The organism is Martelella sp. HB161492, from assembly GCF_013184775.1.
Lineage (GTDB): Bacteria > Pseudomonadota > Alphaproteobacteria > Rhizobiales > Rhizobiaceae > Martelella.
Map to the genome: position 1 here is coordinate 67,987 of NZ_JAATVV010000006.1, position 13,798 is coordinate 81,784.

The 13,798-nt window shown below is 55.6% G+C and carries 6 protein-coding genes; 1 reads left to right on the forward strand and 5 read right to left on the reverse strand.

What is annotated here, in order from left to right; genetic code table 11:
- Window positions 1-212 precede the first annotated feature (212 nt).
- The 3 genes from HCK86_RS11425 to HCK86_RS11435 form a co-directional block, all read right to left on the reverse strand.
- A complete protein-coding gene (locus HCK86_RS11425; protein WP_176084606.1) occupies window positions 213-641 on the reverse strand; it encodes a hypothetical protein in 429 nt (142 codons plus the stop codon).
- Window positions 642-653: 12 nt separating this feature from the next.
- Window positions 654-1,004, reverse strand: coding sequence for a hypothetical protein (locus tag HCK86_RS11430; RefSeq protein ID WP_176084607.1), 351 nt, complete (start codon window positions 1,002-1,004; stop codon window positions 654-656).
- 110 nt (window positions 1,005-1,114) lie between these two features.
- Window positions 1,115-1,441, reverse strand: coding sequence for a hypothetical protein (locus HCK86_RS11435; protein WP_176084608.1), 327 nt, complete (start codon window positions 1,439-1,441; stop codon window positions 1,115-1,117).
- A 53-nt stretch (window positions 1,442-1,494) separates the two neighbouring features.
- On the opposite strand from HCK86_RS11435, the gene HCK86_RS11440 reads away from it, so the two are divergent.
- Window positions 1,495-1,974 (forward strand): hypothetical protein, encoded by a 480-nt coding sequence (locus tag HCK86_RS11440; protein ID WP_176084609.1) that lies wholly within the window; start codon window positions 1,495-1,497, stop codon window positions 1,972-1,974.
- A gap of 73 nt (window positions 1,975-2,047) precedes the next feature.
- Here the strand turns inward: HCK86_RS11440 and HCK86_RS11445 are convergent, their stop codons facing one another.
- Both HCK86_RS11445 and HCK86_RS11450 read right to left on the reverse strand, forming a co-directional pair.
- Window positions 2,048-7,141 carry an autotransporter domain-containing protein gene (locus tag HCK86_RS11445; RefSeq protein ID WP_176084610.1) on the reverse strand — a complete coding sequence of 1,698 codons (5,094 nt, stop codon included), beginning with the start codon at window positions 7,139-7,141 and terminating at the stop codon, window positions 2,048-2,050.
- Between the two features lie 518 nt (window positions 7,142-7,659).
- A complete protein-coding gene (locus HCK86_RS11450) occupies window positions 7,660-13,644 on the reverse strand; it encodes an autotransporter outer membrane beta-barrel domain-containing protein (protein ID WP_176084611.1) in 5,985 nt (1,994 codons plus the stop codon).
- Between the last annotated feature and the right edge of the window lie 154 nt (window positions 13,645-13,798).

Below are 13,798 nucleotides of genomic sequence, written 5' to 3' on the forward strand. Positions count from 1 at the left end.
CGCCGGAATTTCATGCAGTTGCAAATATGATTGTTGTTACAAGAGCATAAGGTGATCTTGCACGTGCCGGATTATTTCGGCGATCGACGGGCGCAGTTGGGGATATGCCGCCCGTATCTGGCTTTGCAGAAAAGCAGCGTCCGACACCGGCAAGGGCAATATAGTGTGGGGCTGCATGATGATGCAGCCCCACAGCCTCAACGTTCTGGCGATCAGTTTGCCATGGCCGCTTTGGTCAGAACGACAAACCAGGCATCATTCAGAGCCGATACCGTGACGGTTTCGCCCTGCCTGAGGCAACGGTTCACGCTCATGCGGTGATTATCGATCCCGGTGATGACACGGCCATTCTCAAGCCGGATCTCGTTGCGGCAATGGTTGATATTGTCAGAATCGGGGGCACAGTTGGAATCAGACAGGACGACGCCGGTCATCTCTGCCGTGCCTTCAGGCAATTCGCCATCTTCCCGTTGCAGCAGGTAGCGGCCGTTCTGGCCGTTTTCCACCCAGGATGTGATCGGCTGGCCTGCCGGAATGTCCGGTTGTTCGGCGCTCATCGCTGCCGGCGCAGCGGCGAGGGTGGCGATCAGGCCAAGCGTGGCAATTGCCGTTGCGGCATGTGGAGGGCGCTGTTTCAGCATCTGCGTGTCCTCCTATTCGCTGTCCGCATCGCCCGGCATCATGCCGGCGTGATGGGGCTCCAGCTCGGCGGAATCGAGCTGTCCGTCGCCATTTTGGTCCAGGTGGGCGAACATGCGCTGATGCACGGCGACGAATTCGGACGACGAGAGGCTACCATCGCCGTCGCTGTCGAGCATGATGACCATCATGTCGGGGCTCATCATGCTCGCCATCATCGATCCGTTCATCATGCCGGACTGCATCGCGGCGACGCTGTCCGTGGCCGCATCAGCGGCGGGATGGTGGGCCGGGTTGGCGTTGGCGATGCCGCTGCCAAGCGCAATCGCAAGGGTGAGGGTGAAAGCAGAAGAAATCTTGCTCATGGAACATCTCCGTTGTGAGCATTGTCTGAAAATCGGTCCTGAGCATCGGCAGCGCACAGCTGTCGCTGCACGGCGGAAAAGATCAGGCGCCGGTAAGGATTGCGGTGATTTCAGAGTGCCAAGATGGGGGGACGGATTTCGGGAGCGGATTGCAGGCCGACCAGAACATGGCGTGACACCGTGCCCTTTGCGGAGGCGTCTGCGCTGGACGCATGCGGGGCGAAGTCGGACAGCAGGAACAGGCCACACGCGGCGTGATAAAGGCATGACTCGTGAACCATTGCCTTGCCGCAATCGGCGGAGCCGTGGAGCGACGTCCGTTCAATGGTACAGGACGAAAGGGCCCCCGCCTGTCCACTGAATGCCGTACCGGCAGAGGCGAAAAGCCCGAGCAGGAAAATGAAGGCGACAGTGATGATGCGCAGTCGTTCCAACATGATTTCGTCGTTCGAAAACAGCCTTCGATCCGTATGATCGTCGTGATCTGATCATGGCTCCTCTGCAGCGCGGAGGAATTGACCAGGATCATCGTCTCGAAGCACCGCGCATTCGTGACCCGGCAAATGCCCTTGTTTCCAGCGGGTTTGCCCAAACAACACTTTTTAGTGAAGAGGTTCGAAGCATGATCGTGCCGCGACTGAAAGCAATGCGGCGGCGAAACATCTATCAGCTGCTCGGTCCCCGTGTGCCGCGCGCGCAAGTTTCCGGACAGGTCTTCAAGAAAGGCCGGGCGCAGTCACAGCAATCGGCACGAATTTCTGGCGGCGGCTTGACGGATCGTTTCGGTGTCGTAGCCAGGACAGGCAAGACACGTCGCGCTTGCCCGGTGTCTGTTCAGCAGGACCTCGTATTGCCCGCAATCATCAGGCCCGCCCACCGGCAGGCACAGCCCGGTCGACAACCCGGCGGCGCGACAGCGGTTTCACTTTTCGCTGTCACGCCGCCGGTGGAACGTCCTTTCGGAAGATGAGAGCGGCGCTCTACCTTATTGACTCTACGCATCGTTCTTTTCGAAAACCGATTCCGATTTTCGAGCCGATGCGCTAGAACCGGAGGCTCAACCTCCCCGTGATGTTCTGACTGGAAAATCCATCGCCAAACAGCCCGGAATAGCCGATTTCGACGTCTGTATTCGCATTCAGCTTGGAGATAAGACCCAGCGTGAATGTCGCCTGATCGGATGCAAGCGGAAGACCGACAACACCGAACGGACTTCCTCCGACGAACTGCATATGCGACGCCTGATCGAGATTACCATAAGCGTGACGCCAGCCGACCGAAGCGGAGACCTGGCTATTCCCGAGATTGCTGCCCAGTTCATATGCCGTTCGGACACCGATATTGGTCAGCCCGACGCTGATGTCAGAGCTCCCCCGCGACAGCGCGGCAATTCCGCCACTCTCGGTAAAGGCACCGCTGTTCTGGTAGATATAGGCAGCCCCGAGATAGGGCTCGACAAACAGATCCTGTGCGACATCAACCCGATATCCGACATCACCATAGATCTGGAGGAGGCCGACGGTATAGTCCGCCCCATCCTGTTCGTCCAATCCCGAAAAGCTTATCTGCCGTTCGGCCGACACATTCGACCAGCTATAGGCGGTGCCAAAGGAGGCGCCGATCGCATCCCATTTTCCGCCGCCATAAAGACCGATGGTATAGTCATTGCTTGAGGCCGACGAATTCCGGCCATCGACCTTATAGCTCGAACGGCCATAGCCCGCGACAACGCCGAACCGCATTGAATCGAACATCGGAATGTCGCCGCCCACAAAGATGCCACCGACCGGATTGACCATCGTCGCCGAATTGCCATCCGATTTAAGTCTGTTCCATGAACCATAACCCGTCGCCCAGAACATGTTGCCGGGGTCAGAATCGTAGGCCGGCTGTCCGAAGGCGGCCGGATAGTCCGGTTCATCGGCATAATTGCTGACGTTCGAGCGGCTCGAAACCGCGGCATCGCGCTGCGCCTGGTAAATGCGTTTTGAGGTCGCTTCACGCACATAGCGTGAATTATTGATTATGGCGGCATCAATGGACGCGTAGACTTCACCGGAAAGCTGGTCGAGCGCCGGTCCGGCCTCGTCACTCGGCAGTCCCTGAATAGTGCCATAGAGCGGGTTTCCGGATCCAAGGCCGTGAACGCCATCGCCGGTATTGCACTGGTTTTCCGTCATGCCATCAAGGCAGAATGTGCTGGAATCGACCTCAGAAATATAGAGCTGCACCGTCGAGCCTGTATAGGTCACACTTGCGGTCAGATAGGCTGAATCCAGCTTCGCCTGACTGTCAAAACCAGCAGTCCCATCGCCATCCCCATCCGTTGTGGTGACCGAGGCGGACGAAGAAATGATCGTGATCTGCTCGCCATCGCTAAATCCTTTGCCGTCGATTGTCAGATATACCGTGCCACCGGCAATCGAAACGGCGTCACTCGCCAGAATCTCATCATGGGTACCATCGGTATTCCAGTTGACGTAAAGAGCAGACCCGGAGGCGAAATCGAGTGCGCCAGTCGACATCGTGGTCGCATCGCTCGTGGTGCCGACAATGATTGAGCCGTCACTGCCGACGCTCACATCACCGAGCGCGCCGGAGCCTCCAAGAATGCCGGAAGATACAAAGATCGATCCCCCAAGACTGCCGGACACATTCAACTGTCCAGCGGTCACCGTGGTCACACCGGCGAAAGCAGAACTGTTGCCGGTCAGTGTTGTGGTTCCAGAGCCATTCAGATTGAAAGCACCCTTCCCGGAAAGCTGGCCTGCATAATCGAAGGCTTCCAGATCCAGAATCTTGAACGCCGCGCCGGACTTGATGTCGACATCACCAGAAATTGTGCCGTCCTGAACGCCATCTCCGAGCTGAAGCGTGCCCGCGGCAATCGTTGTTCCGCCCGAATAGCTGTTGGCTGCCGCCAGCACCAGCGCGCCGGACCCGGTCTTCGTCAGGCTGCCGCTTTCAGATGTGACATCGGACAGAACGCCGGACAGAACCTGTTCACCAGCCCCCACTTCGATGGTGCCGCCATCATCGCCAAGTGCAAATGGACGTGACGAGCTGAAACCCTCAGCAATCGCCAGCGTTCCCCCGTTCAAGGTCACCTCGCCATTGGACGCGCCGAGATTGGCATCACTGGAAACCAGCAGGCGGCCACCAAGAACAGACGTTCCTCCTGAATAGCCATTGTCCTGGGTGAGCTGCAGCGCACCGTCCCCCGCCTTCACCAAGGCGCCCGCTGCCGTCGAAGCATCGTCGACGGAACCGGTCAGAACCAGGGTTCCGCTGAGAACGTCGATGGTGCCGCCGGCTCCGCCAAGCAAAACATCGCGTTCGGTTGAAAAGCCCGTTGAAACCTGCAGTGTGCCGCCGTTCAGGGTCACGTCGCCGTCCGCCTTGCCGAGATTGGCGTCCTGCGCAACGGCGAGGATGCCGGCAGAAACGACGGTTCCGCCGCTATACTCGTTCTGCGCCGTCAGCGTGAGTGTTCCGGAACCCGTCTTGTAGAGACCGGCCGTGCCGGTGAGAACGCTGCTGATTGTTGCTGAAATCGAGCCAGCCGTCGCATTGGGCTGATCAACCGCAATTTCAACATAGCTGGCCCCGGACTGAGCCGTCAGGGCGAGGCTATCGCCCGTTATGACATAGCCATCGGTCGCAAAGTGAAGGCCGCTGACTGAAACCGGGCTGGCGCCGTCATCTGTGTCAATCTGCACGGTTCCCGCGGTTGTGCCGGCAAAGACAGCGACCGCACCCGATGCCCATGACGAGTAGTTTCCCGGAGGGTCTTCGGTCCAGTTGTCGTTCGATAGATTCCAGGTGCCGTCGCCGCCGACCAGCGTCGAGCCACGATTATCGGCATTCCAATAGAGCATGCCCGGTCCGGAAACACTGAGGTAGACATGCCCCGTCGGCACATCGATAATGGAGACCTCGCTGACGCTGGCGACAGTGACAAATGGAACGATGTTTTCGAGCGCGCCCGTGAGATCGCCGGAATAGGTTATCAGCAGATAGTTGCCTTGCGCCAGTGGCAGCCCGTCGCTGTCAACGGTCAAAGTCAAGCCGGAGGAACCGTTGCCGCCAAGGACGAGATCCTGAACCGCAAACAGGGCATTGGAGCTGGGAGCGGAAGCATCGAGTGTCGCGATAATCTCCGCCCCTTCCTCTAGCGTCAATGTGCCGGAAATTGTCAGTGTCTCCTGGTTTGACGAGCTCACGAGGGTGGCCCCATCAACGACCGTGACATTGCCGCCGACGCTACCCCAGCCGCCGAAGGTGGTGCCTGTTGCCATGACCACGTTCGAAACGAGTCCGCCGCCTTCGCTGCTGTCACCGAGATAAAGCGTGCCCGATGTGAGTTTCGTTTCGCCGGTAAAGGACTTCAGGCCGGTTAGCACGAGCGTGCCGGTGCCCGTCTTCTCCAGAATATTGACCAGACTGCCATCGACGAGATCCACCCCGATGGTGGCATTCGCCCCATCGGCAACATCGATGGTCGCAACGCTGGCCGAATAAGGCTGAAAGGCGAGACTGCCGCTGCCCGTCAGCTTATAGCCTTCTGGCGTCGCCGGTGTTTCGAGAAACTGCAGCGCGTCGAAATTCAGGTCATCGCTGACCGTCACAGTACCGGCGCCTGATCCACCGAAGATACCGACGGACTGAGACCAGACACGGTTGGAGTCGGTGCTGGCCGAACTATCCGTCCAGTTGGCGGTATGGCTGTCCCAGGTGCCGCTGCCACCGAGCAGCACGCCGCCGTCGATGGGATCCGTGCTGCCATTCCAGTATTGCGCGAGCTGTCCGGTCGCGGGGTCAAGGACCACGAGCCGCACCATGCCGCCATCGGTCAGAAGACGATACGGCTCTGATGTTGATCCATTAATCGTGATCGCCGTATCCGTCTCATCGAATGACCCACTGAGACTGCCGCTTTCATATTGAATGATATTGTATATGCCTGGTGCACCCGTGGCAGTTATGGTTATCGCGCCGCCGATGGTGAGGCTGCCGGTGCTGATCAAAGGAATGTAGGAATTTGTCTGATCCAGAGGCGCGATGAGCTGAAAGTTTGTCGAGCCGTTGCCCGTCTTGTTCAGCGTCAGCGATGTGCCGAGCCCCAGGGTTGACCCCGAAATGCCGGTGATCTTGGTTCCCTGGTAGAAGGAGACATCGCCACCGATGCTGCCTGTTCCTGTTAGATTCACACTATTATTGACTTCGGTCTGGCCAACATAGTCGTCGCTGATCGAGTCCATCGTGAATGTTTGTGTCACCCCGCCGCTGAGTGCGTAGATTTCCACAAGTGCGTCGGTATCGGTTGAATCCTTGCTCGAAATGATGTTGCCGGCGCTAAAGTTGCTGCCGCCGCCCCTAAGATCGACACTGAACGTACTTCCTGAATCCAGAACAGTCCCGCCGACAAGCTTGGCGGGACCATTTGTCGAACCAATGATAAGACGACTTCCATCAAGGATGTATGTCGTGCCGGTATATTCCTGATCGGCGTGCATAAAGAAGGCAATGCCGCCAGCTATGCTTAAGTTATTTGCCAGCTCTCCAGCTGAGTTTTGCCCGTCTTTGATTACGGTGGTTTCAAGCCCGCTGAAAAAGTTTACTGGATCCGGGACCGCATCACCTTCAATAACAGCGGTCGTTCCGGTGTCAGGGGAAATGGAAAGATGCCCGCCCAAAAAATTGTATGCGTGATCACTCGTTTGATTGCTGAGATCCTGATCGATATGGATCTTTTCGAATTGGATCACGTCGAGGACCGTGACATTAATTCCGGAGGTATTTTTATTTGAAAAAACGGCCGTCATTCCAGTCGTGTTTGACCAATAGTAAAAGTCATTTGGGGGCGTGCCGGTGTATGGAGTTTTTGTCCAGTTGTTATCGGTCGCGCTCACGCTCCAGCCACCGTCCGAAATGCTGTCGTTAAGTGAGCCAAACCAATAGAGTGTATCGGCAAAAGATGGCTTGGCTGAATAGATTTCGATCAGAGAAATCAACGACAGCAATGTCCCGGAGACCAGCCTCCCTGACAGGCGTTTTCCAGTTCGCAGCTGTTGACGTGCCTTACCACAAGTAATGACAGACCTAGAAACAGTATTCCTATTTGATAAAACGCTCAATTTCACCCCCTGCGTTACAATAATAGACTGATTCTCGCCATTATTGCCAAAAAGACTGTTTAATATTTATAAACATGTCGTTTTATTGTCAATTAAATTAATTATGTCTTTTTTACTTGAAGTATTGCAAGTAATTTGTCGGGGCGTCGCCCTCGATCGCAGCCAGAAAATAGAGGATTGCGGTGCGGTTTCATTGCTTTGCGATAGCCGGAATGCTGCCCCATGCCGCCTGGACCGTTTCGCCGAGCAGACTCGGTTGCGCTGCTTTCGCTAGCGCATCGTTCTTTTCGAAGAGAAGGATGCGTAGATTCAAAAAGATAGCGCGCCGTGCATGCAAAAGGACGCACGGCGCGCTAAAGCGAATCGCCGGCTCCAGACGGCAAGTGAGGCCGTCTGGTCGGCATTCGTTGTCATGGCCGTCGGGCCCAGAAAGAGAGGGCTGGCTGCATCGGCTGCAGCTATGAACCTGTCAGGCCGGGACGCTGTCCACGCCCCGGCCTGTTGTTCTCGTCGCCCGCTCAGAAGCGGATGCTGAGCTTGCCCGATACGGTCTGGCTGTCAGATCCGCCGCCGAACAGACCGGTATAATTCACCCCGAAAGACACTGTGCTGCTGAACTGGGTCTCCCAGCCAAGGTTCAGCACGGCCTGGTCTTGTGCCAGCGGCGTTCCCTCTATCATCTGCATGTCGCCTCCGGCGACAAAGCCGATATTGGCAAAGGGTTCGATATCGCCATAGGCATGGCGCCAGCCGATGGCACCGCTCAGCTTGTTCTGCGTGGCGCCGATATTGACATCCCAGCCACCCCGAAGGCCGATGGTCGAATAGCCGGTATTCATATCGCTCCCCAGCATGTTCAGAGCCAGAAGTCCGCCCGCCTCTCCCATGTCATCAGACTGATAATGCACATAGGCGGCGTCGGCATAGGGCTCGAGCTGAAGGCCACTGCCGAAATCGAAGGTATAACCCAAACCGCCAAAAACCTGGAAGGTTCCGGCGCTGTAATCACCTTCGAGATCATCATCGAAGTAGCTGAGGTTGATGGTACGGCTTGTGGTGATATCGTGCCAGGTATAGGCCGCGCCGAAATTGGCTCCGATGGCACCCCAGTTGCCACCACCATACATGCCGAACGTGACATCATTGCTGTTGCCACTGCTATAATGGTCGTCGGCCTTGAAGGCCGACTGGCCATAGGCGCCGAGGGCGCCGAGGCGGAGATTGCCGAAGGCTGCAGCATCAGCGCCGAATATGAAACCGCCGACATTGTTGGATGCGCCGGCAATTCCGGCATCGCTGTCGCCGTCAAAGCTTGACCACGCGCCATAGCCGGTGGCCCAGAGGTCGATGCCGCTATTGGCTTCCATGAAGCCGTCGAAGGCCGGGCTTGTTGCGGTCGGCTGGGCAGCATAATTTGAGACCGTCGAGATCGCCTGGCCAGTCGAAATCCCGCCTGAGATATCCCGGATATGCTGGCCGGTCACATCCCGCACATAACGGCTGTTTGCGACCATCGCCGAAGCCGTCGATGCGTAGATGTCGCCAGAGATTAATTCCGCCGCCCTTTCTTTTTCAAGAGAATCGGTTAGAGCGAAGGAAAACAAGAGTTCGTGCGTTGGGTCGAGGGAAAGCAGGGAGCTAGCCACGCGCCTGGCATTGCCTTTGTATGAATAGGCCTCCGTTGCCAGATAATCCGTATTTGCGACAACCTGTGCTTGAACTTCATGTTCTACATCTGTTTTTACCCAAACCAAACTTAATTGGTTGCCGAATTGCTGCGGTTGGAAGGATAAATCGTTTTTATAATCGATAACATTTGCCGAGCTTATGAAGGTAAAGATGCCACCTGCTTCTGGGACACCGTCGAATTGGACTCGAATGGTTGCGTTATCGAAAGTCGCGTCCGTCACGTTAATAAGCGCTGAATCCCCTGTTGAGGAATCGGCTCTAAAAACGGCCTCTGTTGATTCGAGAGATAGCGACGTGAACGTAGCCCTGGCAGTAGCGCTCGCGTTTTTTTGAAAATCGAGCTTGGCGCTGCCTGAAATAGTTACATTTCCCGCCGTCACATTATCGGAAAGATACATGGTTGAGATGTCACCCTTGTTTGTAGTGACGGTGAGGTCTCCAAGAAGCTTCGAACCGGCCTTCATCGTCAGATTGCCGCCCGAGAAAGTTGTTTTACCGGTGAAGGTGTTGGAACTTCCACTAATCGTGATCGTCGTGTTGTTACCGCCGAGCAACATGGTGCCTTCGCCGGAAAGTATGCCAGAGAATTCAAACGTCGAACGGTTGGACATCGCCGTTTGCAACGTGGAACCGCTGTCGATCTGAATGTTCGTCGATCCAGGCAACGGCGTATTAGCGCTAGTGCCCGCCAGTTTAAGGGTCGAACTGCCAGTAATTTGAAGATCAAACGTTCCGGTGTTTTGTGCATACTGCGGATCGAGGGTCAAAGTGCCACCACCCGTGACGACCAGATTTGATTTGATATCCAGTTGCGCGTCAAATGTGACGGTTTTGTCGCTTGCAACGCTAATATAGGCTTTACTGTCGCTTGATTTCGCGCCGTTAAGGTTGAGTGTGCTTTTGTCATCCGCTGATTCGAGGGTGTAATCCTGCAGAAAGTAAAGGCGGGCGGCAGAGATTTCGCCGTCCTTGAAGTCGACGGTGACGGTACCTGCGTTACCAGAGAAATAGCCATAGCCACCGTCATACCAGCTATTGTCAACCGTCTGCTGTTCGCCGTTCTTGTCTGTCCAGGTCTTGGAGGTGGCAGTCCAGGTTCCGGTGCCACCATTGCCTTGTGGAGAACTCGGACCTTGGCCGTCTGCGTCCCAATACAGGCCGGCATATTCGGCTCCCGTCAGCAGGACGATATAGCTTCCGATGCCATCGCTCCTTGCTTCGGTCCGGCTGAAAACGGCATATTTTTTGTTGTAGGTTGAGGTGTCGAAGCCCGTCGCGTCTCCGGTGAGAGACGTATATTGAATGAGCTTGTATTCGCCGTCTGCCAGCTGGGTACTTGTGTCGATCGTCAGCGTTTCGTTTGTGTCCAGGGCCAGCGTCTTTGTTACAATAAGGCTGCTCGAACTTGCACTGCCCAATTTGACTTCCAGAATCGAATTGTCTTTGAAGGTGAGGCTGTCCGTCATGGTCAGTTGCGAACCGGCTTCGCCGTAGAGCGTGCCGCCGTCCTCGATCGTAATCTGACCACCGAGTTTTCCTGTCCCGGTCAGGATGCCGTTATCTTCGACGTTTGTCTTGCCCGTATAGCCCGAGCTATCTGAGTTAAGTGCGGTCAGACCGGTTTCAACGTTAAACTGGCCCGCGCCGCTCAGTATATTTGATGAACCAAGGGTGATGGCACTACCTGTCGCTGTGGTGCCTGAGGTGTTATAGGTGGCGAAGGTACCCGAACCAACCGAAATCGCGCCGCTCAGCGAGCCACTCGTCGTGCTGCTCTTCACCAGGCGCAGAGTACCGTCACTAATTTTTACCGTTCCTGTTACCGTATTGGCAGCGCCTAGCGCCAGATCGCCGTCGCCTGACTTGGTGAAACCGTCCGTACCGGAAAGTACAGTATTGATGGTTGCAGTACCGGTCACGACCGAGATTTCAACGTCGTTGCCGCCTTCTTTCTTCAGCATGATCGTCGAGCTCGCATTCGCGCTCGTCAGCACATATCCGGCCGTGGAGAATTCCATGCCCGCAACGGTTATGCTGCCATAGGTCGAGCTGTCGACCGTGACGGTACCCGCAGTGCCGGCAAATATCGCGGTATTGTCATTAACCCAATATTTCTGATCGCTGCCGTCCGAATCCGACCAGTCCTTCTTTGTGGTATAAGAAGTTCCGTACCAGGTGGATGTACCGCCCAGCGTGGCGGCCGAGTTACCCTGATCTGGGTTCCAGTAGTAGTCTTGTCCGGACGAGGTGACGGTCAGATACAGAGAGGTCGAATTTGTATAAAAGCTAAACGTGCTGGAGCCAGTGTATTTCTTATTGGCGTAAAGCGCGGAGGCGTTAACCGAACTGCCGCTGGCGAATGTCATGAGATAATAGGTGCCATCACCTAGCGTTGCGCTGCCGAGATCAATAACGGTCGTGTCGGCAATGGTGGCCAACCCGGTGACGATGATAAGCGCTGCGGATGCGCTAGCATTCGGCGTTGAACCGAGAGTGGCATCGAAGGTCGAGTTGCTGGCCAGGGTTATCGTGCCGGTGATGTAAAGCGGCGCAGTCGCTGTGCTTCCGGCAATCTTCGAGCTTGCATCAATCGTGACGTTGCCGCCAATTGTTCCGGAACCTGAAAGTGAGCCGGAACTTTCGACCGAGACATTGCCGCCCAGCTTCGCAGACTGGAGGGCAAGCGTGGCGCCGGATACGGTCGTCGCGCCGGTGAAGGAACCGCTGCTACTTGTCAGAGTGACCATGTAACTCGTTGACGACGATCCGGTGACTTTGAAGCTGCCGGTCCCTGATAGGACATTGCTGAATGTCTGCGTTGTCGCTGACGGGTTAATGGTAAAGGTTGCGCCGTTGTTGATGGAGACCGTGGATGAAGCGTTCAGCGCGCCGGCCGTGCTCCCGTCTCCGAGCTGCAGGATCCCCTCGGACACTGTCGTGGTGCCGCTATAGGTGCTGTTTTTCGAATTGAAGATCAGAGTTCCTGACCCGGTCTTGGTGAGGGCGCTTGCCGTGTTGCCGGTGCTGACTGCTGTGCCATTGACAATGCCGACACTGATGGTTGCGGTTACACCGGAATCGACCTCTATTGTGCCCGCGACGTCGGAATATGGCGCAAGCGAAAGTTCATTGGTGCCGGAGGACGCAGCCGCAAGCGTATAGAATGTGCCGTTATCCGTCGCACTGAACTGCAACCCGGCAAAGGATTGTGTGCCGACAACGGTGACAGTTCCGCCCTCTTTACCTTCAAAGATCGCCAGCGAATTCGACCATACGGTGTTCGTGCTGCCAGTCGAGTCCGTCCAGTTTTGGGCACTGCTTGTCCAGCTGCCACTGCCGCCATCGATAACGCCGTTATCCTCGTGGGTGCTGACGGGATCGCCATCCCAGTACTGCCCTGCCAAATCGCTTTCGCCCAGAACGACAAGGCGTACCAGGTTCTGGTTCGTCAGGACATAACCCTTCACATTTGAAGGCAGAGTTGAAATGATTGAGCCGTTCGATAAAGTTCCACTGTAACTAATAATAGCGTAAATTCCGGCATCGGCATTCGAGCTGAACGTGATGTCGAGATCAACACCATAGAGAGAAAGATCTTTTGTGATGAAGAGCGGTTGCGCCTTGTAGCTCGCGTCGAGCTTGGCATTGATGTCTACGGCTGGGAGATCGGTTGAAGTTCCGGTATTGAAGTTCAGAGCGCTATTGCCAAGCGTCAGCGTCGTGCCGCCCGTTCCGGAAAGTATGCTGCCACGGTTAAAATTGACGGTGCCATAGATTTTGCCGCTACCCGTGAGCTGCGCACCGCTTGCAACCGTGGTCGTTCCGGTGAAGCCGCTCGAGTCTGAGTTAAGAGTGACGATCTCTCTTTCGGCATCTCCGCCTTGAATCATCAAAATGCCACCGCCCGCGCCAGTGACTAGATCCGAGATTTGATTGGCCGTGCTGAGGGTCGTTTCCCCGTAGTTTTTGATGGTTAATGTGCCCCCGGATGCGATTGCGATCGCGCCGGTAACCGATCCGTTGAATTTGCCAGCGTTACTGGTGCCTTCGCCAAGATATAACAGCGCTCCGGCAGCAATGGATGTCGTTCCTGTGTAGGGCATTTTTGTTTCATAGAAGATTCCGGAAGTGCCGGTGATCGCGATATCCGTTGCTTTGACCCCGTCTCCATTTTCTCCGTCTATAATGGGGACATAAATCGGAACACCAAGTGCGGCCGTTACCTTTTGGGTATTGCCATAATATATTGTTGAAAATGTCTTAGCATCTGCCGGAGAAATGACCAGCTTTGTACTGGTATCGTCTGAAACATAGTATTTGATAACGAAGGGCTGGGATTGATAATTTAGGTCGCCGAGATCGAAGTTTATGGTGTCAAATGTAACTGCGCCGGAAACATATACAGTAACGACACCACTAAACGATCCTCCATTTAAAGTGCTCGTTTCGACCGAGAAGTTCGCAACCATGCCCGGCTGATTTTTCCAAAATAAGTCGGCCTGCGTTGTCGCGCTTGTGGGCTTTTCTCCTAGCCACGCCTGGCCTGATGTATAATCGGTATCGGTTGTCCAGATCCCGTCGGAATTTGCATCGCCAACCCCCCACCACCAATAGTCTGTCAGGTCATCGGCGCGGGCCTCGGACGCTGCGATGCCCGCCAGAAGCATGCTGGTCAACGCGGTGCTGGTGAGCAGGCCCGGTAATCCTCTCCGTCGGGAGGAGCGGCCACTTCTCAGTGACGGCGCTGCATATTCTATTGCACTGCGCGTTGTTTTCGACTGTTGGCGGTTCAGTTTTCGATCTATTCCCGACATTTCAATTCCCCCTGCGAAATGGCGCCGGCTGAGCGAGGCGCTAAGACAAAGCAAATAGACACGATGGCGAAATCACAAGTATATTATTGTATCATTTGTACTAGATGTAATACACCTGTGCATGATGACGACATCTATACAAAATAATATTGGA

What these genes read in the sequence shown, in the direction of transcription:
- HCK86_RS11425 (WP_176084606.1), bottom strand. Translation starts at nt 641, where the DNA reads ATGCTGAAACAGCGCCCTCCACATGCCGCAACGGCAATTGCCACGCTT.
- HCK86_RS11430 (WP_176084607.1), bottom strand. Translation starts at nt 1,004, where the DNA reads ATGAGCAAGATTTCTTCTGCTTTCACCCTCACCCTTGCGATTGCGCTT.
- HCK86_RS11435 (WP_176084608.1), bottom strand. Translation starts at nt 1,441, where the DNA reads ATGTTGGAACGACTGCGCATCATCACTGTCGCCTTCATTTTCCTGCTC.
- HCK86_RS11440 (WP_176084609.1), top strand. Translation starts at nt 1,495, where the DNA reads ATGGCTCCTCTGCAGCGCGGAGGAATTGACCAGGATCATCGTCTCGAA.
- HCK86_RS11450 (WP_176084611.1), bottom strand. Translation starts at nt 13,644, where the DNA reads ATGTCGGGAATAGATCGAAAACTGAACCGCCAACAGTCGAAAACAACG.